Origin of the sequence: Aeromonas sp. QDB31 (assembly GCF_027707605.1) — a bacterium.
Lineage (GTDB): Bacteria > Pseudomonadota > Gammaproteobacteria > Enterobacterales > Aeromonadaceae > Aeromonas > Aeromonas media.
Map to the genome: position 1 here is coordinate 1 of NZ_JAPCIX010000023.1, position 24,866 is coordinate 24,866.

General features: G+C 61.1%; 22 protein-coding genes and 1 tRNA gene. 19 read left to right on the forward strand and 4 right to left on the reverse strand.

From position 1 onward, the window contains the following. Positions 1 to 183: 183 nt before the first annotated feature. The 15 genes from PG898_RS17740 to PG898_RS17810 all read left to right on the forward strand — a co-directional run bounded on the left by PG898_RS17740 (position 184) and on the right by PG898_RS17810 (position 15,858). Positions 184 to 259, forward strand: a tRNA-Thr gene (locus PG898_RS17740). Positions 260 to 493: 234 nt separating this feature from the next. Further along, positions 494 to 1,738, forward strand: a complete 1,245-nt coding sequence (gene codB / locus PG898_RS17745; RefSeq protein ID WP_270824751.1) for a cytosine permease — start codon at positions 494 to 496, stop codon at positions 1,736 to 1,738. Beyond that, on the forward strand, positions 1,732 to 2,997 hold the full coding sequence (locus PG898_RS17750; RefSeq protein WP_270824752.1) for a cytosine deaminase: 1,266 nt from the start codon (positions 1,732 to 1,734) through the stop codon (positions 2,995 to 2,997). The genes codB and PG898_RS17750 overlap by 7 nt, the downstream gene beginning before the upstream one ends. Positions 2,998 to 3,091: 94 nt before the next feature. Further along, the gene (crcB, locus tag PG898_RS17755; protein ID WP_005328863.1) at positions 3,092 to 3,469 is read left to right on the forward strand and encodes a fluoride efflux transporter CrcB; all 378 of its coding nucleotides are present in this window, start codon (positions 3,092 to 3,094) and stop codon (positions 3,467 to 3,469) included. 65 nt (positions 3,470 to 3,534) lie between these two features. Then, positions 3,535 to 4,287 (forward strand): bifunctional demethylmenaquinone methyltransferase/2-methoxy-6-polyprenyl-1,4-benzoquinol methylase UbiE, encoded by a 753-nt coding sequence (gene ubiE / locus PG898_RS17760; RefSeq protein WP_043132473.1) that lies wholly within the window; start codon positions 3,535 to 3,537, stop codon positions 4,285 to 4,287. A gap of 8 nt (positions 4,288 to 4,295) precedes the next feature. After that, positions 4,296 to 4,904, forward strand: coding sequence for a ubiquinone biosynthesis accessory factor UbiJ (locus PG898_RS17765; RefSeq protein ID WP_270824753.1), 609 nt, complete (start codon positions 4,296 to 4,298; stop codon positions 4,902 to 4,904). Beyond that, the gene (gene ubiB / locus PG898_RS17770; RefSeq protein ID WP_005328868.1) at positions 4,904 to 6,544 is read left to right on the forward strand and encodes a ubiquinone biosynthesis regulatory protein kinase UbiB; all 1,641 of its coding nucleotides are present in this window, start codon (positions 4,904 to 4,906) and stop codon (positions 6,542 to 6,544) included. The genes PG898_RS17765 and ubiB overlap by 1 nt, the downstream gene beginning before the upstream one ends. Before the next feature lie 40 nt (positions 6,545 to 6,584). Then, positions 6,585 to 6,833, forward strand: coding sequence for a Sec-independent protein translocase subunit TatA (gene tatA / locus PG898_RS17775; RefSeq protein WP_025328841.1), 249 nt, complete (start codon positions 6,585 to 6,587; stop codon positions 6,831 to 6,833). Between the two features lie 3 nt (positions 6,834 to 6,836). After that, positions 6,837 to 7,304, forward strand: coding sequence for a Sec-independent protein translocase protein TatB (tatB, locus tag PG898_RS17780; RefSeq protein ID WP_218410835.1), 468 nt, complete (start codon positions 6,837 to 6,839; stop codon positions 7,302 to 7,304). Then, the gene (gene tatC, locus PG898_RS17785) at positions 7,301 to 8,056 is read left to right on the forward strand and encodes a twin-arginine translocase subunit TatC (protein WP_270824754.1); all 756 of its coding nucleotides are present in this window, start codon (positions 7,301 to 7,303) and stop codon (positions 8,054 to 8,056) included. Before tatB ends, tatC begins: the two co-directional genes overlap by 4 nt. A gap of 111 nt (positions 8,057 to 8,167) precedes the next feature. Then, on the forward strand, positions 8,168 to 8,953 hold the full coding sequence (locus tag PG898_RS17790) for a TatD family hydrolase (protein WP_161507780.1): 786 nt from the start codon (positions 8,168 to 8,170) through the stop codon (positions 8,951 to 8,953). A gap of 3 nt (positions 8,954 to 8,956) precedes the next feature. Next, entirely contained in the window at positions 8,957 to 9,976 is a 1,020-nt protein-coding gene (gene hemB / locus PG898_RS17795; RefSeq protein ID WP_161507779.1) for a porphobilinogen synthase, read from the forward strand. A 221-nt stretch (positions 9,977 to 10,197) separates the two neighbouring features. Then, complete coding sequence (gene prlC, locus PG898_RS17800; RefSeq protein WP_270824755.1) at positions 10,198 to 12,240, forward strand: oligopeptidase A; 2,043 nt, start codon at positions 10,198 to 10,200, stop codon at positions 12,238 to 12,240. A 240-nt stretch (positions 12,241 to 12,480) separates the two neighbouring features. Further along, positions 12,481 to 15,048 carry a sensor domain-containing phosphodiesterase gene (locus PG898_RS17805; RefSeq protein WP_043132457.1) on the forward strand — a complete coding sequence of 856 codons (2,568 nt, stop codon included), beginning with the start codon at positions 12,481 to 12,483 and terminating at the stop codon, positions 15,046 to 15,048. A 51-nt stretch (positions 15,049 to 15,099) separates the two neighbouring features. Further along, positions 15,100 to 15,858: a class I SAM-dependent methyltransferase gene (locus PG898_RS17810; protein WP_408750773.1), complete on the forward strand. Its 759-nt coding sequence runs from the start codon at positions 15,100 to 15,102 to the stop codon at positions 15,856 to 15,858. A gap of 110 nt (positions 15,859 to 15,968) precedes the next feature. Here the strand turns inward: PG898_RS17810 and PG898_RS17815 are convergent, their stop codons facing one another. The 4 genes from PG898_RS17815 to rhlB form a co-directional block, all read right to left on the reverse strand. After that, positions 15,969 to 16,181 (reverse strand): Rho-binding antiterminator, encoded by a 213-nt coding sequence (locus tag PG898_RS17815; RefSeq protein WP_270824756.1) that lies wholly within the window; start codon positions 16,179 to 16,181, stop codon positions 15,969 to 15,971. A 30-nt stretch (positions 16,182 to 16,211) separates the two neighbouring features. Further along, positions 16,212 to 17,198 (reverse strand): DUF4382 domain-containing protein, encoded by a 987-nt coding sequence (locus PG898_RS17820; protein WP_042648689.1) that lies wholly within the window; start codon positions 17,196 to 17,198, stop codon positions 16,212 to 16,214. Between the two features lie 202 nt (positions 17,199 to 17,400). Beyond that, complete coding sequence (gppA, locus tag PG898_RS17825; protein WP_005328890.1) at positions 17,401 to 18,891, reverse strand: guanosine-5'-triphosphate,3'-diphosphate diphosphatase; 1,491 nt, start codon at positions 18,889 to 18,891, stop codon at positions 17,401 to 17,403. 13 nt (positions 18,892 to 18,904) lie between these two features. Then, complete coding sequence (gene rhlB / locus PG898_RS17830) at positions 18,905 to 20,194, reverse strand: ATP-dependent RNA helicase RhlB (protein ID WP_161507775.1); 1,290 nt, start codon at positions 20,192 to 20,194, stop codon at positions 18,905 to 18,907. A 113-nt stretch (positions 20,195 to 20,307) separates the two neighbouring features. On the opposite strand from rhlB, the gene trxA reads away from it, so the two are divergent. From trxA to ubiD, 4 genes are all read left to right on the forward strand, one after another. Then, positions 20,308 to 20,634 carry a thioredoxin TrxA gene (trxA, locus tag PG898_RS17835; RefSeq protein WP_025328829.1) on the forward strand — a complete coding sequence of 109 codons (327 nt, stop codon included), beginning with the start codon at positions 20,308 to 20,310 and terminating at the stop codon, positions 20,632 to 20,634. Between the two features lie 206 nt (positions 20,635 to 20,840). Continuing rightward, on the forward strand, positions 20,841 to 22,106 hold the full coding sequence (rho, locus tag PG898_RS17840; protein WP_041206691.1) for a transcription termination factor Rho: 1,266 nt from the start codon (positions 20,841 to 20,843) through the stop codon (positions 22,104 to 22,106). 107 nt (positions 22,107 to 22,213) lie between these two features. Then, a complete protein-coding gene (locus PG898_RS17845; protein WP_270824757.1) occupies positions 22,214 to 23,218 on the forward strand; it encodes a hypothetical protein in 1,005 nt (334 codons plus the stop codon). Between the two features lie 33 nt (positions 23,219 to 23,251). After that, a complete protein-coding gene (gene ubiD / locus PG898_RS17850) occupies positions 23,252 to 24,721 on the forward strand; it encodes a 4-hydroxy-3-polyprenylbenzoate decarboxylase (protein ID WP_005328898.1) in 1,470 nt (489 codons plus the stop codon). The last annotated feature ends 145 nt before the right edge of the window (positions 24,722 to 24,866 follow it).

A 24,866-nucleotide genomic window follows, 5' to 3' on the forward strand; every position in this document is an offset into this window, starting at 1 on the left:
GCCGAACTCAGAAGTGAAACGCGGTAGCGCCGATGGTAGTGTGGCATTCGCCATGCGAGAGTAGGACACTGCCAGGCTTCAATTAAGCAACTACAGCGATGTGGTTGGTCGCGATACAACGTCAGGTTGTATTGGACAGAAGATTTAGATAGCGCACACAGTGCGGTCTTTACCGGTTAGTGTGCTGATATGGCTCAGTTGGTAGAGCGCATCCTTGGTAAGGATGAGGTCCCCAGTTCGACTCTGGGTATCAGCACCATGAAAGCAAAAGCCTCCCTGAAAAGGGAGGCTTTTTTGCTTCTGTCAGTTTCTTCATTTCTTATGATATTACTTGTCCCATGCTCCCTATGCTTGCAATCAGCGTTTTTTAAGCTGATGTTACTCGCTTGACTGCTATTGATATTTTTATCCAAATATTTGGCCGTGCTTGATTGACGTAAAACGTTTTACCTGTAAAATCCGGCGCGTTTTGCCTATTACGTGGAGAGAGAGCATGACGCAGGATAATGAATACTGTTTGGGGGCGGTTCCCGCCAAAGGGCGCAAAGGTGTGCTGTCGCTGATGTTGGTGATGCTAGGCTTGACGTTCTTCTCTGCCAGCATGTGGACTGGCGGGGCGCTGGGTACCGGGCTGGCGTTCGATGACTTCATCAAGGCGGTACTGATCGGCAACTTGTTGCTGGGGATCTATACCGCCTGTCTCGGTTATATCGGTGCTTCAACCGGTCTCTCTACCCACCTGCTGGCCCGTTACTCCTTTGGGGTGAAAGGTTCCTGGCTACCTTCTTTACTCCTGGGCGGCACTCAGGTCGGCTGGTTCGGTGTTGGCGTGGCGATGTTTGCGCTGCCGGTGCAGAAGGCGACCGGGATCGATGTGAACTGGCTGATCGCCATTTCGGGCATTCTGATGACGGTGACCGTCTACTTCGGTATTTCTGCCCTGATGGTACTGAGCTTTGTCGCCGTACCAGCCATTGCACTGCTTGGTGGCTACTCGGTCTGGCTGGCGGTGACCTCGACCGGTGGCATGGCGGCGTTGCAGCAAGTGCAACCAAGCAATCCCATCGAGTTCTCCACGGCGCTGACCATGGTGGTCGGTTCCTTTATCAGTGCAGGAACCTTGACCGCCGACTTTGTTCGATTTGGTCGTAAACCCTGGGGCGCCGTCATGATTACCATGGTGGCGTTTTTTTTGGGCAACACTCTGATGTTCGTCTTCGGTGCGGCTGGTGCGGCGGTGACCGGGCAGGCTGATATATCGGAAGTGATGCTGATGCAAGGGCTGCTGATCCCCGCCATTCTGGTGCTGGGTCTCAATATCTGGACCACCAACGACAACGCCCTCTACGCCTCTGGCCTCGGTTTTGCCAACATTACCGGCCTCAAGAGCAAGCCACTCAGCGTGATCAACGGGTTGATTGGTACCGCATGTGCCCTCTGGCTCTACAACAATTTTGTCGGCTGGCTGGCCTTTTTGAGTACGGCAATCCCGCCGATCGGTGGCATTATCATCATGGATTTCCTGCTCAATCGTGAACGTTATCGCCAGTTTGCCGATCAACAGTTCGAGGCGGTACGTTGGCAGGCACTGGTCGCCACGGCAGTCGGGGTGGCTGTTGGTAAATGGCTGCCAGGCATAGTGCCACTCAACGCGGTATTGGGCGCCGCCTTCATCTATTTCATTCTGGTTCGCCTCACCCAGCGACCGGTTCTGGTACAGGAAGCTAGCAAATGCTGATTCAACATATTCGTTTTGCCGATCGGGAAGGGTTGTGGCAGATCCGCTGTCAGGATGGGGTCATCACCGCCATCGAACCCCATGACGAACATGCTGTCGCCGGTCGGGTGCTGGACGGGGAGGGGGGATTGGCCATCGCGCCCTTTATCGAGCCCCATATTCACCTCGATACCACCCAGACGGCGGGCGAGCCGAGCTGGAACCTCTCCGGTACTCTGTTCGAGGGGATCGAGCGCTGGGCCGAGCGCAAGGCGCTGCTGACCCACGAAGATGTAAAGCGGCGCGCCATCCAGACGCTGAAATGGCAGATCGCCAACGGCATCCAGTTCGTCCGCACCCACGTCGATGTCTCCGACCCCAATCTGGTGGCCCTGAAAGCCATGTTGGAGGTGAAGGAGGAGATGAAGGCGTGGGTCGAACTGCAGATCGTCGCCTTCCCGCAGGAGGGGATCCTCTCCTATCCCAATGGCAAGGCCTTGCTGGAAGAGGCACTCAGGTTGGGAGCAGACGTGATCGGCGCGATCCCCCATTTCGAGTTTACTCGGGAGTATGGGATAGAAAGTCTGCATTACGTCTTCGATCTTGCCGAGAAGTATCAGGTTCTGGTCGATGTGCACTGCGACGAGATCGATGACGAGCAGTCTCGCTTCATCGAGACGCTGGCGACCCTGGCTTACGAGCGCGGTATCGGTCATAGAGTCACCGCCAGCCACACCACCGCCATGCACTCCTACAACGGAGCCTATGCCTCTCGCCTGTTCCGCCTGCTCAAGATGGCGGACATCAACTTCGTGGCCAATCCGCTGGTGAACATTCACCTGCAGGGGCGCTTCGATACCTATCCCAAGCGCCGCGGCATTACCCGGGTGAAGGAGATGCTGGAGGCGAACATCAACGTCTGTTTCGGCCACGACGATGTGTTCGATCCTTGGTATCCCATGGGCACGGCCAACATGTTGCAGGTGCTGCACATGGGACTCCATGTCTGCCAGATCATGGGTTATGAGCAGATCAATGACGGCTTGAAGCTCATCAGCAGCCACAGTGCGCGCACCCTGAACGTGCAGGATCGCTATGGCATCGAGGTGGGCAAACCGGCCAACCTGCTGATCCTGCCCGCCGACAACGGCTTCGATGCGGTGCGTCGTCAGGTGCCGGTGCGCTATTCGATCCGTCATGGCAAGGTGATCGCCCAGACCCGACCGGCCCAGACCGAAATCATGCTGGGTCAACCCGAGACGATCGATTTTCGTCGCTGAGTTTTCAATCAGGGAGTGTGGCGATTAGTTCCGCCTCTGGGCACAAGGGCTGCCATTGCGCATAATGGCGGCCTTATCCTGAGGGAGTGACTCCATGCAAACCTGGTTATTTGTTGCTGCCGGCGGAGCCATCGGCGCCTGCCTTCGTTTTGGTATCGCCGAGTTGATGGCACTGCTGCTGGGACGCCACTTTCCTTACGGGACTCTGGTGGTCAACGTGGTAGGGTCTTTCATCATGGGCATTGCTTTTGCGCTCATCAGTCAGGGCCACGTGGTGGAACACCCCATGAAACCACTGCTGATGGTGGGTATCCTCGGTGCCCTGACCACATTTTCTTCTTTTGCCCTCGATACCGTGGTGCTGGCTCAACACGGAGCCTATCTGAAGGCACTGCTCAATATCGGTCTCAATCTGTTCCTCTGTCTGGCCATGGTGATGCTGGGGATGCAGTTGGTTGCCAGCCGGGTTTAAGGTGTCCGCGGGTCACCGGCTCTGGTAAACTGGCGGCCATTCTTTGCTCTATGGGTGTTTTAGGGATGTCGGAACAGACTAATACTACGCATTTTGGCTATAAAACCGTGGCGGCGACCGAGAAGGAAACTCTGGTGGCTGGCGTCTTCCATTCGGTGGCGGCCAAGTATGATCTGATGAACGATCTGATGTCATTCGGCATTCACCGCCTGTGGAAGCGCTTCACCATCGACTGCTCCGGTGTGCGCAAGGGTCAGAAGGTGCTGGATCTGGCCGGTGGCACCGGCGACCTGACCGCCAAGTTTTCCCGCATCGTCGGCGAGTCCGGTCAGGTGGTGCTGGCGGACATCAACGACTCCATGCTCAAGGTGGGCCGCGACAAACTGCGCAACCTGGGGGTGGCGAACAACGTCTCCTACGTGCAGGCCAATGCCGAGGCACTGCCCTTCCCGGACAATCACTTCGACGTCATCACCATAGGGTTCGGCCTGCGCAACGTGACTGACAAGGACAAGGCGCTGGCCTCCATGTTCCGGGTGCTCAAGCCGGGTGGTCGCCTGCTGGTGCTGGAGTTCTCCAAGCCTTCGACCGAAGTGATCGCCAAGCTCTACGATCTCTACTCCTTCAAACTGCTGCCGAAAATGGGCGAAATCGTCGCGAACGACGGAGAAAGCTACAAGTACCTGGCGGAATCCATTCGCATGCATCCGGATCAGCAGACCCTGGCGGGCATGATGGAGCAGGTCGGCTTCGAGCAGGTGGAGTTCTACAACCTGACTCAGGGCGTGGTCGCCCTGCACCGTGGTTACAAGTTTTAAGGTCACCTATGCCGATGGATGCCATGGTCACCGCGGTGATCGAAACCAGCCTCAACCAGTTGCTGAGCCTCGACAAGCAGAGCCCGGCGCGGCTGCGCAAGCTCGTGGGCAAGGTGCTCAAGCTGGAACTGCGTGAACTCAAGCCGCTCTGGTTTGTCTTCTCCGAACGTCGACTGGACGTGCTGGCCCGCTATGAGGGGGAACCCGACGCCGTGCTGAGCCTCTCGCTGACGGCGATCGGCCTGCTGAAAGACCCTTCCGCCCTGACCCGCTATATCCGCGAGGAGAAGCTGGACTTGAGCGGCGACCCCCAACTGGTGCAAGCCTTCAGCGCCCTGCTGGGGGAGCTGGACATCGACTGGGAAGAGGAGCTGTCGCGCTATACTGGCGACGTGCTGGCTCATACCCTGTGTGGCGGCGCCCGGCAGGCCCGTCGCGTGATAGGCCGCGAGCTGTGCCGCTCCCAGCGTCAGCTGGCCGAATTCCTCACCGAGGAGGCCCGTCTCGCTCCCGGCCCGCTGGAAGTGGCCAGCTTCAACGATGACGTCGAGGTGCTGGCACAGCAGATGAAGGCGGTCGAGTTACGGCTGGCCCGCTTCGAACAGCAGGTGAGCTGATGACCCCGAAGGAGTTCAAGCGCCTCTATCGCATCGTCAGCATCCTGTTGGAGCAGGGCATCGACGAGCTGGTTCCCGCCCGCTATCAACCCTGGCCAGGACGCCTGGTGCGCCGCAGCCTGTTCTGGCTCAAGAACAAGCAACCTGAGCTGTGCCGGGGCGCCCGCATTCGCCTCGCCTTCGAGGCCCTGGGCCCCATCTTCATCAAGTTCGGCCAGATGCTGTCGACCCGCCGGGATCTGCTGCCGCCGGACATCGCCGAGGAGCTGGCCCTGCTGCAGGACAGGGTGCCCCCCTTCTGCGGACAGGAGGCCAGACGCCAGATCGAGGCGAGCCTGGGCTGCTCCATCGAAACCCTGTTTGACGACTTCGACGAGACGCCGCTGGCGTCTGCTTCCATTGCCCAGGTGCATACCGCCCGCCTGAAGGAGAATGGCCGGGAGATCGTGATCAAGGTGATCCGTCCCGACATCGAGCCCATCATCGAGGCCGACCTGCGCCTGATGCAGGCGCTGGCCCGTCTGGTGGCCCGTTTCGTGCCCCAGAGCGCACGGCTGCGCCCCGTCGAGGTGGTGGAGGAGTACCGCAAGACCATACTCGACGAGCTGAACCTGATGCGCGAAGCCGCCAACGCCATCCAGCTGAGGCGCAACTTCACCGGTTCGGAGGCACTCTATGTGCCCGAGGTGTACACGGATCACTGCCGCGAGCAGGTGCTGGTGATGGAGCGAATCTACGGCATTCCGGTCTCCGACATCGCTGCGCTGGAGGCCAACGGCACCAACATGAAGCTGCTGGCTGAGCGCGGGGTGGAGGTGTTTTTCACCCAGGTGTTCCGTGACAGCTTCTTCCATGCGGACATGCACCCCGGCAACATCTTCGTCTCCTATGAGCACCCGGAGAATCCACTCTGGATTGGCATCGACTGCGGCATCGTCGGCACCCTGAACCGGGAAGACAAGCGCTACCTGGCGGAGAACTTCCTCGCCTTCTTCAACCGTGACTATCAACGGGTGGCGCAGTTGCACGTGGAGTCCGGCTGGGTACCGCCCGACACCAAGGTGGACGAGTTCGAGTTCGCCATCCGCACCGTGCTGGAACCCATCTTCGAGAAGCCGCTCTCCGAAATTTCATTCGGTCACGTGTTGCTCAACCTGTTCAACACCGCCCGTCGCTTCAACATGCAGGTACAGCCCCAGCTGGTGTTGCTGCAGAAGACCTTGCTCTATGTAGAGGGGCTGGGGCGTCAGCTCTATCCCCAGCTAGACCTGTGGCAGACCGCCAAGCCCTACCTGGAAAGCTGGATGCACCAGCAGGTGGGCCCCAAGGCGGTGCTCAATGCGATCAGGGAGAAGGCCCCCTTCTGGGCGGAGAAGCTGCCGGAGCTGCCTGAGCTGGTCTACGAGACCCTGCGCCAGGCGCGGCATCAGCAGCACCACTTCGAGCAGATGTTCGCCGATTTTCGCCTGCACAGCCGCCGTCAGGGGCAGGCCCGCTACCTCTTAGGGGTGGGAGCCAGCCTACTGTTGGTGGGTGTATTCTTGCTGACCCAGAAACAACATATTGAGTGGGGACAAATCAGTCTCGCCGGCGCTGGGTTATGCTGGCTGCTGGGCTGGTTGAAGACCCGCATTCATTAATTAAACTGCGCCATCAGGCGCCTATCCTGGAGAGAAAGTCATGGGTGGTATCAGTATTTGGCAATTGTTGATCATCGCAGTCATTGTCGTGCTGCTGTTCGGTACCAAGAAGCTGCGCGGTATCGGTGGCGATCTGGGGGCGGCGGTGAAGGGGTTCAAGAAGGCGTTGTCCGATGATCCGGCCGATGCCAAGCCTGAGCAGAAGGATGCGGAGTTTCCGGCCAAGCAGCTGAACGAGACGGCCAGCAGTGCCGAGACCGCTAAGCAGAAAGACAAAGATCAGGCCTAAGCCATGTTCGACATCGGTTTTTGGGAACTGGTCGTCATCGGTGTCGTCGCACTGGTGGTGCTGGGGCCAGAGCGGTTGCCGGTCGCCATCCGTACCGCCAGCCACTGGATCAGGCTGATCCGCAGTACCGCCAACTCGGTCAAGACAGAGCTGGAGCAGGAGCTCAAGTTGCAAGAGCTGCACAATGATCTGAAGAAGGCCGAGCAGTTGCAGATGAACAACCTGAGTCCAGAGCTGCAGGAGTCCATCGAGCAGTTGAAGGCGGCGGCTCAGTCGGTGAACCGTCCTTATCAGCCACAGCAGGAAGCGCAGAACGAGATCCGCCCGCCACGCCCCGAGCCGGTCGCCCAGGCTGAACCCGTCGCCCCGGTGGCGCCTGCGGTGCAGCTGACCGCGGTGCCGCCGGTCAACAGCCAGCGCGAGAGCGAGCCAGTCAGCGAGTCGGCTGGCAAAGGGGAGGTGAAGCCATGAGTCAGGCCGAGCAACCCCTGATCAGTCATCTGATCGAGTTGAGAACCAGGCTGATGCGAGCCCTGGTGGCTATCCTGCTGGCGTTCGTCGCGCTCATCTATTTCTCCAACGACATCTACGATTTCGTGGCCCAGCCGCTGCTCAGCCAGTTGCCTGAAGGGACCAGCATGATAGCGACGGATGTGGCGACCCCCTTCATCACGCCCATCAAGCTGACCCTGGTGGTCTCCTTCTTCCTGGCCATCCCCTATCTGCTCTATCAGGCCTGGGCCTTCATCGCCCCTGGCCTGTACCAGCACGAACGACGCCTCGTCATGCCGCTGGTGGCTTCCAGTGCCGTGCTCTTCTATGCAGGCATGGCGTTCGCCTATTACGTGGTGTTCCCCCTGGTGTTCGGCTTCTTCACCAGCACGGCCCCCGCCGGGGTGACGGTGGCGACCGACATTGCCAGCTATCTGGACTTTGTGCTGACCCTGTTCTTCGCGTTCGGGGTGGCGTTCGAGATACCTGTGGCCACCATACTGCTGTGCTGGACCGGGGTCACCACCCCCAAGAGCCTGAAGGAGAAGCGCCCCTACGTCATCGTCGGGGTGTTCGTGGTCGGCATGCTGCTGACCCCGCCCGATGTCTTCTCCCAGACCCTGCTCGCGATCCCCATGTGGGCCCTGTGGGAGATAGGTCTGTTCTTCGCCCGCTTCTATGTGAAGAAAGAGGACGAGGAGGAGCAGGAACAACCGGAAGAGGGGAGCTGAGGCTCCCTTCCTCTTTTCATGCATCCGTTCGAGGCGTATGGTAAGGCCCCATTGAGTAGATGGTTTTCAAATACCTGATATGTCTTCCTTTTATTCGGACCCGCTAACCTCATGATCGACATCGGTGTAAACCTGACCAGCAGCCAGTTTGCAGGCGAACAGGCCGACCTGGTGGCCCGCGCCCGCGCCGCCGGGGTGGAGGCGCTGATCCTGACCGGCACCGATCTGGCCGGCAGCCGTGAGAGCGCGGAGCAGGCCGCCGAATGGCCCGGTTACTGTTTCTCCACCGCCGGGGTTCATCCTCACGATGCCAAGAGCGTGGATGAACAGACCCTGCCCGCCTTGCGCGCGCTGGCGGCGCTGCCGCAGGTGGTGGCCATCGGTGAGTGCGGTCTCGACTACAACCGCGACTTCTCCCCCCGTCCGGTGCAGGATGCGGTATTCGACGCCCAGCTGGCGCTGGCGGCCGAGCTCGGGATGCCGGTGTTTCTCCACTGCCGTGATGCCCATGCCCGTTTCATCGAGATCCTCCGTCCCTGGTTGCCCAGGCTGTCGGGAGCTGTGCTGCACTGCTTCACTGGGTCGGATGAGGAGCTGGACGAGTGTCTGGCGCTGGGACTGCATATAGGGGTGACCGGCTGGCTGTGCGACGAGCGCCGCGGCCAGTTGCTGCGCGAGCAGGTGGCGCGCATTCCCGCCGGTCGGCTGATGATCGAGACCGATGCTCCCTATCTGGTGCCACGGGATCTGAAACCCAGACCGAAACGCAACGAACCCGCTTTTTTGCCGCACATCGCCCAGGTGGTGGCGGCCTGCCGTGGTGAAGCGCCCGAGGCCTTGCTGGCCCATACCCGGGCCACCTCCGCCGCATTTTTCCAACTTCCTCTTTTGGAGTGATTCATGGCCATAACTCTTCCGGGCGCCTTTCCGGGTCGCCGCCTGCGCCGGGTGCGCAAACATGATTTCAGCCGTCGTCTGGTGCGCGAGAACCAGCTGACCGTCAACGATCTCATCTATCCGGTGTTCGTGCTGGAGGGGGAGGGTCAGCGTGAGGCCGTCGCTTCCATGCCGGGGGTGGACAGGCTATCCATCGATCTGCTGCTGGTGGAAGCCGAAGAGCTGGTGGCCCTTGGCGTTCCCGCCATCGCCTTGTTCCCGGTGACGCCGTTGGAGCAGAAGAGTCTGCTGGCGGAAGAGGCCTACAACCCGGACGGGCTGGCCCAGCGGGCCACCCGAGCCCTCAAGGCCCGCTTCCCGGAGCTGGGTGTCATCACCGACGTGGCGCTGGATCCCTTCACCACCCACGGTCAGGACGGCATCATCGATGACGAAGGCTATGTGCAGAACGACATCACCACCGAGATCCTGGTAAAGCAGGCGCTCTCCCACGCCGCCGCCGGGGCCGACATAGTGGCGCCGTCCGACATGATGGATGGCCGCATCGGGGCGATCCGTGCCGCACTGGAAGAGAACGGCTTCGTCAACGTCCAGATCATGGCCTACTCCGCCAAGTACGCCTCCAGCTACTACGGCCCGTTCCGCGATGCGGTAGGCTCCGCCGCCAATCTCGGCAAGAGCAACAAGGCGACCTACCAGATGGATCCGGCCAACGGCAACGAGGCGTTGCACGAGGTGGCGCTGGACATCGCCGAAGGGGCCGACAGCGTCATGGTCAAGCCGGGCATGCCCTACCTGGACGTGATCCGTCAGGTGAAGGATCAGTTCGGGGTACCGACCTTCGCCTACCAGGTGAGCGGCGAGTACGCCATGCACATGGCGGCGATCCAGAATGGCTGGCTGAAGGAGCGGGAGTGCGTGCTGGAGTCCCTGCTCTGCTTCAAGCGGGCCGGTGCCGACGGCATCCTCACCTACTTCGCCAAGCGGGTTGCCCAGTGGTTGAAAGAGGACGCCCAACGCTGAGGCGGGTAGCGTCCATGCCCACACAATGCCGGCCAAAGTGCCGGCATTGTCGTCTCCGGACGCCGAATTGCTGCATTAATGAGCAGGTTTTTGCGAAATGTGGGCAGCTAGCCCGGCTCTCGGCGGCAAAGGCTTGATAAATGGGGTTTCTGCCTACATCTTAGATGGTCCAAGCAGGCTTCTGGACGGCAGGGGCTGCAGAGCATTTAGAGGTACCGCAGATGACTAACCCTTTGCTGACAATGGACTCGCTGCCCCCTTTCAGCCAGATCCAGCCCGATCAGGTGCAAGCTGCCGTGACGCAGGCCATCGCCGATTGCAAACAGAAGATTGAGGATGTGCTGACTCAGCGGGATCCCCACACCTGGGACAGCCTGATCGCCCCGCTGGAAGAGGTCAACGACCGGCTGTCTCGAGTCTGGTCGCCGGTCAGCCACCTCAACGCCGTGCTCAACAGCGAGGCGCTGCGCGCCGCCCATGACGCCTGCCTGCCGCTGCTGTCCGAATTCCAGACCTATGTCGGTCAGCATGAAGGCCTCTATCAGGCCTACCTGACGCTCTCCGAGAGCGACGATTTCCCCTTGTTGAGTGGTGCCCAGCGCAAGGAGATCCTGAATACCCTGCGCGACTTCCGCCTGTCCGGTATCGGTCTGCCCACCGAGGCGCAGCAGCGCTACGGCGAGATCCAGGCCCGCCTCTCCGAACTGGCCTCCCGCTTCAGCAACAATGTGCTGGACGCGACCCAGGGCTGGAGCAAGCTGGTGACCGACGGGGCCGAGCTGGCCGGTCTGCCGCAGAGTGCGCAGGCCGCCGCCCGCCAGCTGGCGGAGCAGAAGGGTCAGCAGGGCTGGCTGTTCACCCTGGATATTCCCTCCTACCTGCCGGTGATGATGTATGCCGACAACCGTGCATTGCGCGCCGAACTGTATGAGGCCTTCACTACCCGCGCCTCGGATCAGGGCCCCAATGCCGGCAAGTGGGACAACTCCGCCATCATGAGCGAGCTGCTCACCCTGCGTCGCGAGCTGGCCCAGCTGCTCGGCTTTGCCAACTACGCCGAGCTCTCCTTGGCCACCAAGATGGCGGACAAGCCCGAGCAGGTGGTGAACTTCCTCACCGATCTGGCGGCCAAGTCCCTGCCGCAGGGCAAGGCCGAGCTCGAAGAGATCCGCGCCTTCGCCGCCGAGCAACACGGTCAAAACGAGCTGGCGGCTTGGGATCTCGCTTACTACGCCGAGAAGCTCAAGCAGCACAAGTTCTCCATCTCCGACGAGCAACTGCGCCCCTACTTCCCCGCCAACAAGGTGGTGAAGGGGCTGTTCGAGGTGGTGAGACGGGTATTTGGCATCAAGGTGCGCGAGCGCCTCGGTATCGACACCTGGCACCCGGACGTGCGCTTCTACGACATCTTCGATGCCGAGGACGAGCTGCGCGGCAGCTTCTACCTCGACCTCTATGCCCGCGAACACAAGCAGGGCGGCGCCTGGATGGATGTCTGCCTCGGCCGTCGCTACCGTCAAGATGGCTCCCTGCAAAAGCCAGTGGCCTACCTGACCTGCAACTTCAACGGCCCGGTGGACGGCAAACCCGCCCTGTTCACCCACAACGAGGTGGTCACCCTGTTCCACGAGTTCGGCCACGGCATTCACCACATGCTGACCCGCATCGACGTGGCTGGTGTCGCCGGCATCAACGGCGTGGCCTGGGACGCAGTGGAACTGCCGAGCCAGTTCCTGGAGAACTGGTGCTGGGAGTCCGAGGCGCTGGCCTTCATCTCCGGCCATCACGAGACCGGCGAGCCGCTGCCTGCGGATCTGCTGGAGAAGATGCTGACTGCCCGCAACTTCCAGGCGGCGATGCAGATGCTGCGCCAGCTGGAGTTCGCCCTGTTCGACTTCCGCCTGCACCGGGAGTTTGACCCGGCCAATCCGGAGCAGATCCCGGCCTTGCTGAGCGAAGTGCGCAGCCAGGTGGCGGTGATGACGCCGCCGGCGTTCAACCGCTTCCAGCACAGCTTCTCCCACATCTTCGCCGGGGGTTATGCGGCGGGCTACTACAGCTACAAGTGGGCCGAGGTGCTCTCCGCAGATGCCTTCTCCCGCTTCGAGGAGGAGGGGATCTTCAATCCGGCCACCGGCCAATCCTTCCTGAAAAACATTCTCGAGAAGGGTGGCTCGAAAGAGCCGATGGAGCTGTTCCGTGCCTTCCGCGGTCGCGAGCCCAAGGTGGATGCCTTGCTGCGCCACAGCGGGATCGCCGCGTGAGGCGCCGTCTATGCTGCGGGCGAGAGCCCCAACTGGATGTTTTACCGTTCGATGGCGAGAGCTTCAAGCAGGTACACATTTGCGGCATAGTGGGATCGAAACGTGATTTTTGAGAGAAAAAGGGACCTTTTGGTCCCTTTTTTCAAGGCTTTTTAATATCTTGCGGAGTGCATGTTTGCACTGTCCCCGCCTCTTCAGTAGAGTCGGGTTCTACCTTCTTGGGAGAGAAAGAACCTTGCCATGAGGCGAGCACTCGAGTCTGTCTATCAAATCATCTCAAGCCTGTCTCATTCGAGTGGTCAGGGATATTTCGATACCTTTGTGAGTGAAATCGCCAACGCGGTCGGGGCTGACTTCGTCCTGATTTCAGGCAAGGATCAGGCCGGGCTCTTCTTTACCGTGCATGCCGCCTATCCCGCCTCCCTCGACATCAACTCCTACAGTTTCCCTCTCGCGGATACCCCGGGTGAGATCGTCATGCAACAGGGGGAAGCCTGGTTCAGCGATCGCACCCGAGAGCTGTTCCCCCATGCAGCCGTGCTGGAGCGCTGCCAGGTCAGGAGTTATGCCGGCGTTGCACTGAAGAGCGCCGAGGGCGAGACGCTGGGGTTGTGCAGCGTCATGTTCAAGCGGGCCACCCCCAGAATGGACAAGATCATGGGGTTGCTGCGCCTGTTGGCGCCGCTCGCCGGCCGTGAACTGGCCCTGATGTATCAGCAGCAGTTGCTGGCGCCGTCACCAGCTCAGCCGGAATATCCCCACTTCCTGGACACCATGATGTCCCATGCGCCGGTCGGCATCGGCAAACTCGACCTGAACGGCAGGATCCTCTGGGTCAATCCGGCCATCGAAAAGATGCTGGGTTACAGCCAGCAGGAGCTGCAGCAGCTCACTGTCGCCGAGCTCAACCACCCCGACGACTGGCTGACCAGCATCCCTCTCTACGATGGGCTCAAGCGGGGAGAGCGCCCCGCCTTTACCCAGGAGAAGCGCTACCTGCACCGGGATGGCTCCGTGCTGTGGGGCCGGGTGACGGTGACCCTGATCCGCAACGAGCAGATGCATCCCGACTACCTGATGGTGGTGCTGGAGAATATCGACCCCATCAAGCGCCATGCGGAACAGCTCAAGCTCTCCCACCGGGTCTATGACAACCTCTCCGAGGCGATCCTAGTGTGCGACGCCGACAGCCGCATCATCTCGGTGAATCCGGCGTTCGAGAAGATCACCGGCTACAGCGAGGAGGAGGCCTGCGGCCAGCGCCCCAGCATGCTCAAGTCCGGGCTGCACGATCAGACCTTCTACGCCGACATGTATCACGCCCTCGAGCGCGTAGGGATCTGGCGTGGTGAAGTGTGGAACAAGCGCAAGAACGGCAAACTCTATCCTCAGCAGCTGATGATCAGCGCCTTGCGCGAGGGGGGGCGGATCAGCCAGTACATCGCCATCTTCAGCGATCTCTCCCAGACCAAGCTGGCGGAGCAGAAGATCGCGGCCCAGGCGAACTACGACAACCTCACCGGATTGCCGAACCGCTGGTTGTTTGGTCGCTGCCTCACCCGCTTCTGCGAGCGGGGGGAGCGCTTCGCCCTGATGGTGCTGGATCTCAACAACTTCAAGGCGGTCAACAACAGCATGGATCACCATGTGGGCGACGCCCTGTTGCGCGAGGTGTCGGATCGGCTGGTGAGCCGGGTGCGCACCGAAGATCTGGTGGCCCGCATCGGCGGCGACGAGTTTGCCTTTCTGGTGCCAGGCATCGTCAACCGGCGCCAGGCCGAGGTGTTCGCCAAGCAGGTGATCGGCGGCTTTGCCCGGCCCTTCATGCTGGCGAACCAGCATCTCTATGTGACGGCGACCATGGGCATCACCCTCTGTCCCTATGACGGCGGTGATGGTGACGAGCTGCTGCGCAACGCCGAGCAGGCGCTGTTCGTTGCCAAGCGGCAGGGACGCTCCCTCGGTACCTACAGCGCCTCCATGCGCGAAGAGGTGAGCCAGCGCCACCAGATGCAGCAGGATCTGGCGGAGGCCATCAAGCTGGCGCAGCTGACCATGGCCTATCAGCCCATCTGGGACAATCGCAGTGGTCGGGTCGCCAAGCTGGAGGCCCTGGTGCGCTGGTATCACCCTCACTGGGGGCAGGTCTCACCGGCGGACTTCATTCCGCTGGCGGAGGAGGCGGGGCTCATCCAGGGATTGGGGGCGCTGGTGCTCTGGCAGTCGTGCCGGGATCTGGCCCGGCTGCAGAAGTCCGGCTTCCCTGATCTGCAGATGTCCATCAACCGCTCCACCCTGGAGTTCCAGACAATTGATCCCGAGGCGAACGAGTGGCTCAGGGTGATCCGTCACTTCGACCTGGACCCGGCGGACATCATCATAGAGATCACCGAGTCCCTGTTGATGGAGAGCAGCGATCAGCACAGGGTGCGGATCGATGCCCTGCGCGAGGCGGGCTGCAAGCTGGCAATCGACGACTTCGGCACCGGCTACTCGGCGCTCAACTACCTGCGCACCTTCCCGGTGGATCTGGTCAAGATCGATCGCTCCTTCGTGCGCCACATCCCCTTCAACGAGCAGGACAGGTTGCTGCTGGACGGCATCATCAACATAGTGCACAACCTCGGCATGCAGGTGGTGATCGAGGGGGTGGAGACCCGGGAGCAGCTCAACTTCCTGTGTCAGAAGGGCTGTGCCTTCACCCAGGGCTATCTGCTCAGCCGCCCGCTGCCCTATGACGATCTGGTGGAATACCTGACCCTCAACCGCCAGGGGATGAACCTGGCCAACCTGACCACGGTGAGCTGATCCCCTGCTTCTGCTATCATGCCCGCTTCCGTGCCGCCATGAGTCTTCGTTATGCCCCATATCCAGGTTTTCAGTGAAGTGCCCGCCCGCGATGGCGAGCTGGACGCCCTGCGACTGCGTCTGGCCGAGGTGGAGTTTCCCGCCCCTTTTGCGCTGGTGCTGACTGACGCGCGGCTGGAGCTGCGCAAGCTGGACGAACCCAAGCTTGGCGCCGTCTATGTGGACTTCGTGGAAGGGGCCGTGGCCCACAGGCGCAAGTTCGGTGGTGGCCGCGGCCAATCCATCGCCAAGGCGGTGGGGCTGAAATCCGGAGCCATGCCGACCGTGGTGGATGCCACCGCCGGGCTCGGCCGCGATGCTTTCGTGCTGGCCTCTCTCGGCTGCAAGGTGACCCTGATCGAGCGCAGCCCCGTGGTGGGGGCCCTGTTGCAGGACGGCCTGGCGCGGGCGGCGCAGGATCCCGAGATAGGCTCCTGGGTCAGCGAGCGCATGCATCTCCTGCAGGGGCCTGCGGTAGACAACCTGCTGGCGTTGCCCGAGCGGCCCGAGGTCATCTACCTGGACCCCATGTTCCCCCACAAGCAGAAGTCGGCGCTGGTGAAAAAGGAGATGCGGGTGTTCCAGTCCCTGGTGGGGCCGGATCTTGATGCGGATGCCCTGCTGCCGGCGGCACTGCAGATGGCGGACAAGCGGGTGGTGGTGAAGCGGCCGGACTACGCGGGCTGGCTCAACGAGCACAAACCCAGCATGGCCATCGAGACCAAGAGCAACCGCTTCGACGTCTATGTGATGGCGGCGCTGGCGGGTTAAGGCCAGCCGGGGTCGAGATACAAAAAAGGAGGGCCAACATCATGTTGGCCCTCCTTTTTACCTTGAGGTCAGCTGGTGGGGGCGAAGCGGATATGCCGCGCTTCCCCCTGTCAGACGAGATCCAGGGTCGCCAGATCGACGAGGCTGAAGCGCTCACCGCTCTCCAGCAGCAGATACTCGACGCCGTCACTGGCCTCTATGGTGCGAACCCTGTCATCCCACCTGCGACCGTCGCGGCTGGCGAGGGTCACCGGCAGTTGCCAGCGGGCGGCGATCTCGAGCCAGTCGTAGAGGTCACAGCTGATGGGTTGATAGTCAGCCATGATGCTTCTCGCTCCTGATCCCCTGGCCCGTTACTGGAAGTTGATGCTGGTGGTGGGAGCCACCACCGCCTGAGCCTTCAGCACCTGCTCCAGTTGCAGCGGGTCGCCGGCCAGTTCCGGATCATCCTCGTCGCCGTTGCAGACCAGCGTCATGTCGTAATTGCCGAGGTTCACGAAGCCCAGCTCGTAGCCGTAGCCACCACCAGCCAGGGGCAGTACGGGGGCGCTAGCATAGAAGCCGTTGTCGAGGTCGGCCATGTCGGGATAGGCATCATCCCCCACCGGCCGCAACTCGTCGTAGAAGTAGACGAAGGCCTTGTCGGTCAGCAGACCACCGCAGAGCCCCTCGGCCACAGTGCCACTGACGGTCGCTACCTCGGTATTGTTCACCAGACGCACGCCTCTGGGTTTGAGCTTGTAATACTCCTCATGGCCCGGCAATACCATGGAGTGACGCAGGTCGAACTCGGTGGTGAAGGCGCTGAGACCGTTGGCGGCAATGGTGAAGGCATCCAGCTTCAGTTCATTGCTGGGGACCTCCAGCGGCTTGATCACACCATCATCCTGCCTGACGTAGGAGTAGGGGGTGCCATCCAGAAACTGGTTGCCCGCATCCCGGCCATCCAGGACCCGCAGCCGCATCTGGCTGTATTCGCCGGGAACCACGCTCTGGCTGGCCAGCAGGGGGCGGCTGGCGGAGCCCGGGTATTTCAGCAGGTCGATGTAGGTAAACAACGGGTGTCCCGAGCTGTCGAGGGGGATGAGTTCCCCTGCCGGCGTGCAGCCATCGTCCTGGGCCGAGGTCAGGAAGCTGGCGGTGCTCCATGCCTGCTCTGTGCCTGAGACGGGATGGATGCTGATGTTGGAAACGGCGATGCAGACCTTGCTGACCGAATCCACCGGGGCGTCGGAGAAGGCCAGGGACATCTGGGCGTTCTGTGGGTTGTCGTTGCTGTCGCTGCCGCCACCACAGGCGGTCAGCAGGGCGGTCAGGCCGATCAGGGTCAAATGTTTCATGGTTTCCGTTCCTATGGGAGAGACAATCCAACTCTAGCCGAGCTGGCGATAGAGGCTAGATGGCTGGAGGGAACGGAGATCCGGGGTTTGGTTAAAAATTAAATAAAATCAAAGGAAAGGCCTTGAATGGTGCCGAACCTGGCTGCGAAAGAGATTGTCGGAACAGATGGGAAAAGGAGCAGAGTGGGCGCGTGGCGCCCAATCAGGCTTCCTGCACGCGGGTGGGCCAGCCCATCTTCTGCTGGCGTTCCATTTCGAGTCGCAGTTCGCTGGCGCGCAGGTAATGTTCGTCCATCCATCCCTTGGGCAGAGTCAGAGTCAGTGACTCCTCCTCGGCCTGCAGGGTGAAGCTGGGCACAGTGCCCTGGGTGCGGCGCATGCAGAGGATCAGCGCGATGCGCAGGATGCGGGCCAGCCGGATCGCCTGGCGACCGGTGACTGCGCCCTGTTTTTCCAGGGTATCCAGCTTGAAGTCGTCCCGCTGGTTGAACAGCAGGGCCGACAGCAGCTTCTTCTGCGCGGGGGTGAAGCCCGGCATGTCGATGTTGTCGATGATGTAGGCAGCGTGTTGCGGCGCCTTCTTGTACTCGATGCAGAGGCCGATCTCGTGCAGCAGAGCCGCATAACGCAGGATCGGGCGTCCGTAACGCTTGGAGAGACGCCAGGCCGGCTGTAACTGGGTGAAAGCCAGGACGGCGGTATCGCGTACCCGCTCGGCGTGCTCTTTATCCAGCTGATAGCGGCTGATCAGGCTGTCGGCGGTTCTGTCCCGGGCATCACAGTCGTGATTGTTGCCGAGCAGACCGTAGATCAGGCCTTCCCGCAGGGCGCCGCCCGCCAGGGTCATGCTCTCTATCCCCAAGGTCTCGAAGATGGCGATCAGGATGGCGAGGCCGGAGGGGAACACGGTCAGCCGCTCGGCCGCCAGCCCTTCCAGCTGAAGTTGATCCAGCTTGCCACAGGCGATGGCCTGACCCATCAGCTCCTGCAACTTCGGCAGGGTGACCCGCTCGCTCTTCCCTTGCGCCAGCATGATCTCCTGCAGCGCTTGCACCGTGCCTGAGGCGCCGACGCAGGTGCGCCAGCCGAGGGCACGGTAATCTTCCGCCACCTTCTCCAGCACCGCCTTGGCGGCGGCAATGGCCTGCTGGAAACGGGCCTCGGAGAGCTCACCGTCACCGAAATGATTGTTGAGCCAGGTGACGCAGCCCATGTGCAGGCTGTTGAGCAGTTTTGCTTCGCTGTGCTCGCCGATCACCAGTTCGGTACTGGCGCCGCCGATGTCGATCACCAGCCGGTTGCCTTCCCCTGCAGAGGTCCAGGAGACCCCTTCATAGATGGTCTTGGCCTCTTCCTCGCCCGAGATGATCTCGATGCTGTGGTTGAGTACCCGTTCCGCTTCGCTGAGGAACTCATCGACGTTGGTGGCGAGGCGCAAGGTGGCGGTACCCACCACCCGGATGTTGTCAGACGGAATGTCCTGCAACTGCTCGGAGAACAGGCGCAGACAGTCCCAGCCCCGCTCCATGGCGGCACGGCTGAGACGAAATTCCGGATCGAGACCGGCGGCGAGGCGAACCTTGCGCTTGACCTTGGTGACGGTGCGCAGGGCACCGGCGACCTCGCGCACCACCAGCATGTGAAAGCTGTTGGAGCCGAGGTCGATGGCGGCATAGAGAGGCGAGTTGTGCAACTGGGCCAGTCCCTCAGTTCTTGCGTGGCGGACGGCGGCGGTTGTTGCTGTTGCCACCACCCTGGCGATCCCGCATGTTGCGGTTCACCGGCTGGCGGTTGCGGAACACCCGTTTCGGGGCGGTTACGTCATCCAGCAGGGATTCACGATCGTACTTGCTGACCGGGATGGGGTGGTGGATGTACTCCTCGATGGCCGGCAGGTTGAAGGCATAGTCTTCACAGGCCAGGCTGATGGAGTGACCGCTCTTGCCGGCACGACCGGTACGACCGATGCGGTGTACATAGTCTTCGGCGTCGTCGGGCAGGTCATAGTTGAAGACATGGGTCACGTCGGGGATGTGCAGACCACGGGCGGCCACGTCGGTGGCGACCAGGATGTCCAGCGTTCCCTTGGTGAAGTCTTCCAGGATCTTCATCCGCTTCTTCTGCGGCACGTCACCAGTCAGCAGGCCGACGCGGTGGCCGTCGTTCTCCAGCCACGCATGCACGTCTTCGCAGACATGCTTGGTGTTGGCGAAGACGATGGCTTTTTCCGGCCACTCCTCTTCCATCAGGGAGAGCAACAGCAGCATCTTGTCTTCGTTGGAAGGGTAGAACAGCTCCTCCTTGATCCGCACGCCCGTCATCTGCTCCGGCTCTATCTGCACGTGTTCCGGGTGGTTCATGTGCTCGTAGGCCAGCTCCTGCACCCGCAGGGAGAGGGTGGCGGAGAACAGCATGCTCAGACGCTCGGTGGCGGGCGGCATGCGGCGGAACAGGAAGCGGATGTCCTTGATGAAGCCGAGATCGAACATGCGATCCGCTTCATCCAGCACCACGACCTGGATGTTGCCCAGATCGATCACATTGGACTTGAAGTAGTCGATGATGCGGCCCGTGGTGCCGATCAGGATGTCGACACCCTGTTCCAGCACGGCCAGCTGCTTGTCATAGCCTTCGCCACCATAGGCGAGGCCGAGCTTGAGCCCGGTAGAGGCGGACATGCCTTCTGCATCGTTGTAGATCTGGACCGCCAGCTCCCGGGTCGGGGCCATGATGATGGCGCGGGGCTGGTTGACGAGGCGCGGCCTGGTCAGCGGATGGGTCAATAGATAGTTGAAGGTCGCGGCCAGGAAGGCAAGGGTTTTGCCGGTCCCCGTCTGGGCCTGACCGGCGAGGTCATGGCCTTCTACCAGCAGCGGCAGAGACAGTGCCTGGATGGGCGTACAATAGTGAAATCCCTTTGATTCCAGACCAGCCAGAACTTCGGGTTCGAGGCCCATATGGGCGAATTTTTCGGTCGTTAGATGTGTTTTGCTCATGGCGGTAGGTTATCAGGTTAGGCTTGCAATAATAAACAGGATCATTTCAAATAGGGCAACTATTGCCTTTGTTGAACCATCAATAAAGCCTTAATTACTGACTGGAGTTGGAGATGAGTGACAAGATTGTTCAGCTGAGCGATGCCAGCTTCGAGGCCGATGTAATCAAAGCCGACAGCCCCGTTCTGGTCGATTTCTGGGCTGAATGGTGCGGTCCGTGCAAGATGATTGCCCCGATCCTGAACGAAGTCGCCCAAGAATATGCCGGTCGCGTGACCGTGGCGAAATTGAACATCGATCATAACGCCGACACTCCGCCCAAGTATGGCATTCGCGGTATCCCGACCCTCTTGCTGTTCAAGAATGGCGAAGTGGCAGCGACCAAGGTCGGCGCCCTGTCCAAGACTCAGCTGAAAGAGTTCCTGGACGGTAACCTGTAATAATCAAGAAGGAGCGCATTGCAATAATGCGCTCCTTGTGTTTTATCACCTAGACGCTCATCCCGATTGGTGCTAGTTTATCGCTCGTTTGCTAACCTTTTTGCCTGACTCCTTGCTTAACAGCAGCCTGGCAAGTCAAATCCGATCAGCATCAATCCAGCAGACTGTCTCCTCATTTCAATCCTTGCTTACAGACTCTCACCACTATGAATCTGACTGAACTAAAGAACACTCCTGTGTCTGAGCTGGTACAGCTTGGCGAATCCATGGGGTTGGAAAATCTGGCTCGGGCGCACAAGAAAGACATCATCTTCGCGATCCTCAAGGCGCACGCCAAGGGTGGCGAGGATATCTTTGGCGACGGTGTGCTGGAAATCCTGACCGACGGTTTTGGCTTCCTGCGCAGTGCAGACGGCTCCTATCTGGCCGGCCCGGATGACATCTATGTCTCCCCGAGCCAGATCCGCCGTTTCAACCTGCGAACCGGCGATACCGTTTCCGGCAAGATCCGGCCACCGAAAGAGGGCGAACGTTATTTCGCGCTGCTCAAGGTCAACGAGGTCAACTACGACCGCCCGGAAAACGTCCGCAACAAGATCCTGTTCGAGAACCTGACCCCCCTGCACGCCAACGAGCGTCTGCGCATGGAGCGCGGTAACGGCTCGACCGAAGACATCACTGCCCGCGTGCTGGACCTGGCTGCCCCCATAGGTAAAGGCCAGCGTGGCCTGATCGTGGCGCCGCCCAAGGCCGGTAAGACAATGCTGCTGCAGAACATCGCCCAGAGCATCGCCTACAACCACCCGGACTGTGAACTGATTGTGCTGCTCATCGACGAGCGCCCGGAAGAAGTGACCGAGATGCAGCGCATGGTGAAGGGTGAAGTGATCGCCTCCACCTTCGACGAACCCGCTTCGCGCCACGTTCAGGTTGCCGACATGGTGATCGAGAAGGCCAAGCGTCTGGTCGAGCACAAGAAGGACGTGGTGATCCTGCTGGACTCCATCACCCGTCTGGCGCGCGCCTACAACACCGTCATCCCCTCATCCGGCAAGGTACTGACCGGTGGTGTGGATGCCAACGCCCTGCACAGGCCCAAGCGCTTCTTCGGCGCCGCCCGCAACGTTGAGGAGGGCGGCAGCCTGACCATCATAGCGACCGCGCTGGTCGACACCGGTTCCAAGATGGACGAGGTGATCTACGAAGAGTTCAAGGGTACCGGCAACATGGAACTGCACCTCTCGCGCAAGATTGCCGAGAAGCGCGTCTATCCGGCTATCGACATCACCCGCTCCGGCACCCGCAAGGAAGAGCTGCTGACCGCGCCGGACGAGCTGCAGAAGATGTGGATACTGCGCAAGATCATTCACCCCATGGGCGAGATCGACAGCATCGAGTTCCTCATCGACAAGCTGGCAGCCACCAAGACCAACGACGAATTCTTCGACTCCATGAAGCGTCAGCAGAAATAACTGCATCTTGGAATGACAGAACCGCGGCCCAGGTCGCGGTTTTTGTTTATCTATTTCACGGCTGGCTTAGTAGTATGTAGCCTCGATGTCACAAGGAAAGGGACGTCATGAAGCTGGTATTTCTCATCGGACTCTGCTGGATGCTGGCTGCCCCTGTGCATGCCGATACCCCGCCGCAGCTGCAGACACCTCTGGTGGCGGACGAGGGATTGGAGGGTCACCGGGCGTACCTGGATAGCCGCATGGCATTGGGGCAGTTTGATGCCATGGACTCGCTGCTCGAGACCCTGTCAGTGGGGCAGCGGGAGTATTTGCTGCATCAGCTGCTGAGCGGGCTCAAGTCATCGGATGCCCCCAGCCCCGCCCTGCTGGCTTGGGTACGGGAACAGGCCGCCAAGGCGCCGCAATGGCTGGTGGAGGGGGAGGTGGACGGTTTCCTGGTCCAGCTGCCCGCCTATGATTTTGCCGCCGAGGCCAGGCTGGTGCTCAGCCACTGGCAGCAACTGGCCTGGCAGGACAACTACCGCCAACTGCTGGAGCAGAACCGCTTCGACTACAAGCAGCTCTACTACAGCCGCAACCCTGAGCTGGCCCGGCAGCAACAGGCGCTGCTGGCCGTGCTCGATGACCAGCCCGCCCCAGTGCTGCGACGCGAGGCCGACCGGCTCGCCTCCCTCAATCTCTTCCTGCCTGACAACCAGTTGCTGCTGCATCTCATCGAGCGGACCGGTGACACCGCACTGTATCTGAAGCTGTGGCGCCAGCCCGTGGATCACGACAGCCTGACGGCCCTGCACTCCATTTCCTGCTTCCATACCGGCCAGGAGGCGAGCGATCTGCTGATCGCCGCCAGCCGCAACGGGCGGCTGATGATCCCCGCCTTGCAGCAGCTCAGCCGGCTTTCACCGCTGCCGGACGGTGCCCAGCAATATCTGCTGGCGGAGCTCGGCAAGCATCAATATGGCGGCCTGGTGGCCGGTCTCTTGTTGCAGATGGACGAGCCCAGGTTGCTGGGCCAGCTGGCAGACAGGCTTACCCGGCAGGAGCGACGTCACACCTCGTCCGTGATGCTGCCCGATACGGGTACACCGGATGCGCGGCCAGGGTTATAATGCGGAACCTCCTGATCCCGCTAGGGTACCTGCATGAAATACAAGGACTTGCGTGATTTCATCGCGCAGCTGGAACAAACCGGACAGCTCAAGCGCATCAGCCGCGAGATAGACCCCTATCTGGAGATGACCGAGATCAGCGACCGCACCCTGCGTGCGGGCGGCCCGGCCCTGCTGTTTGAGAATCCCAAAGGTTACTCCATGCCGGTGCTGACCAACCTGTTCGGCACCCCGGATCGGGTCGCCATGGGCATGGGCCAACCCAACGTCGGTGCCTTGCGCCAGGTCGGGGTGTGGCTCTCTTACCTGAAAGAGCCCGAGCCGCCCCGCGGCCTCAAGGAGCTGATGGAGAAGCTGCCCATCTTCAAGCAGGTGCTCAACATGCCGACCAAGCGGCTCTCCTCCGCCCCCTGTCAGCAGGTGGTGCTGGAGGGAGACGCGGTGGATCTGGACCAGATCCCGATCCAGCACTGCTGGCCAGGTGACGTGGCCCCCCTGGTGACCTGGGGGCTGACCATCACTCGTGGCCCCTACAAGAAGCGCCAGAACCTCGGCATCTACCGTCAGCAGAAGATCGGCAAGAACAAGCTGATCATGCGTTGGCTGGATCACCGCGGCGGCGCCATCGATTTTCGCGAGTGGCAGGAGGCCCACCCAGGGGAGCGTTTCCCGGTGGCGGTGGCGCTCGGCGCCGACCCTGCGACCATACTCGGCGCGGTGACGCCGGTGCCTGATTCCCTCTCCGAATATGCGTTTGCCGGCCTGCTGCGCGGCAGCCGCACCGAGGTAGTGAAGGCCCTGAGCTGCGAGCTCGAGGTGCCCGCCAGCGCCGAAATCGTGCTGGAGGGCTATCTGGAGCCCGGCGAGATGGCGCCCGAGGGCCCCTATGGGGATCACACCGGCTACTACAACGAAGTGGACGAGTTCCCGGTGTTCACCATCACCCACATGACCATGCGTCGCGACGCCATCTATCACAGCACCTACACCGGCCGTCCACCCGATGAGCCTGCCGTGCTCGGAGTGGCATTGAACGAGGTGTTCGTGCCGCTGCTGCAGAAGCAGTTCCCCGAAATCGTGGACTTTTACCTGCCGCCGGAAGGCTGTTCCTACCGGATGGCGGTGGTGACCATCAAGAAGCGTTATCCCGGTCATGCCAAGCGGGTGATGCTGGGGGTCTGGTCATTCCTGCGCCAGTTCATGTACACCAAGTTCGTGATCGTCTGCGACGACGACATCAATGCCCGGGACTGGAAGGACGTGATCTGGGCCATCACCACCCGGATGGACCCGGCACGGGACACCACCCTGATCGAACACACCCCCATCGACTACCTGGACTTCGCCTCGCCGGTCTCGGGGCTTGGCTCCAAGATGGGGCTGGATGCCACCAACAAGTGGCCGGGGGAGAGCAACCGGGAGTGGGGTCAGCCCATCGTCCAGGACGAGGCGGTGAAGCAGAAGATCGACGGGATCTGGGACGAGTTGAAGATCCTCGACTGAGCGACCCACCCGGGCTGGCGGCCATACCGACGCAAAAGTGCGGTATTGCCGTGCCGAATTGGGTATGCTCGACTGACTTGACCACCTACTGGTCGCCATAAAAACAGTGAAACCATGAGCGAAGCGGGCCGGGCAGGCCCCTCAC

Coding starts and splice junctions, on each gene's coding strand:
- rho (WP_041206691.1), top strand. CDS start 20,841: ATGAATCTGACTGAACTAAAGAACACTCCTGTGTCTGAGCTGGTACAG.
- PG898_RS17845 (WP_270824757.1), top strand. CDS start 22,214: ATGAAGCTGGTATTTCTCATCGGACTCTGCTGGATGCTGGCTGCCCCT.
- PG898_RS17750 (WP_270824752.1), top strand. CDS start 1,732: ATGCTGATTCAACATATTCGTTTTGCCGATCGGGAAGGGTTGTGGCAG.
- PG898_RS17790 (WP_161507780.1), top strand. CDS start 8,168: ATGATCGACATCGGTGTAAACCTGACCAGCAGCCAGTTTGCAGGCGAA.
- rhlB (WP_161507775.1), bottom strand. CDS start 20,194: ATGAGCAAAACACATCTAACGACCGAAAAATTCGCCCATATGGGCCTC.
- tatC (WP_270824754.1), top strand. CDS start 7,301: ATGAGTCAGGCCGAGCAACCCCTGATCAGTCATCTGATCGAGTTGAGA.
- ubiE (WP_043132473.1), top strand. CDS start 3,535: ATGTCGGAACAGACTAATACTACGCATTTTGGCTATAAAACCGTGGCG.
- tatA (WP_025328841.1), top strand. CDS start 6,585: ATGGGTGGTATCAGTATTTGGCAATTGTTGATCATCGCAGTCATTGTC.
- PG898_RS17820 (WP_042648689.1), bottom strand. CDS start 17,198: ATGAAACATTTGACCCTGATCGGCCTGACCGCCCTGCTGACCGCCTGT.
- ubiD (WP_005328898.1), top strand. CDS start 23,252: ATGAAATACAAGGACTTGCGTGATTTCATCGCGCAGCTGGAACAAACC.
- hemB (WP_161507779.1), top strand. CDS start 8,957: ATGGCCATAACTCTTCCGGGCGCCTTTCCGGGTCGCCGCCTGCGCCGG.
- PG898_RS17765 (WP_270824753.1), top strand. CDS start 4,296: ATGCCGATGGATGCCATGGTCACCGCGGTGATCGAAACCAGCCTCAAC.
- trxA (WP_025328829.1), top strand. CDS start 20,308: ATGAGTGACAAGATTGTTCAGCTGAGCGATGCCAGCTTCGAGGCCGAT.
- PG898_RS17810 (WP_408750773.1), top strand. CDS start 15,100: ATGCCCCATATCCAGGTTTTCAGTGAAGTGCCCGCCCGCGATGGCGAG.
- PG898_RS17805 (WP_043132457.1), top strand. CDS start 12,481: ATGAGGCGAGCACTCGAGTCTGTCTATCAAATCATCTCAAGCCTGTCT.
- tatB (WP_218410835.1), top strand. CDS start 6,837: ATGTTCGACATCGGTTTTTGGGAACTGGTCGTCATCGGTGTCGTCGCA.
- prlC (WP_270824755.1), top strand. CDS start 10,198: ATGACTAACCCTTTGCTGACAATGGACTCGCTGCCCCCTTTCAGCCAG.
- ubiB (WP_005328868.1), top strand. CDS start 4,904: ATGACCCCGAAGGAGTTCAAGCGCCTCTATCGCATCGTCAGCATCCTG.
- PG898_RS17815 (WP_270824756.1), bottom strand. CDS start 16,181: ATGGCTGACTATCAACCCATCAGCTGTGACCTCTACGACTGGCTCGAG.
- crcB (WP_005328863.1), top strand. CDS start 3,092: ATGCAAACCTGGTTATTTGTTGCTGCCGGCGGAGCCATCGGCGCCTGC.
- codB (WP_270824751.1), top strand. CDS start 494: ATGACGCAGGATAATGAATACTGTTTGGGGGCGGTTCCCGCCAAAGGG.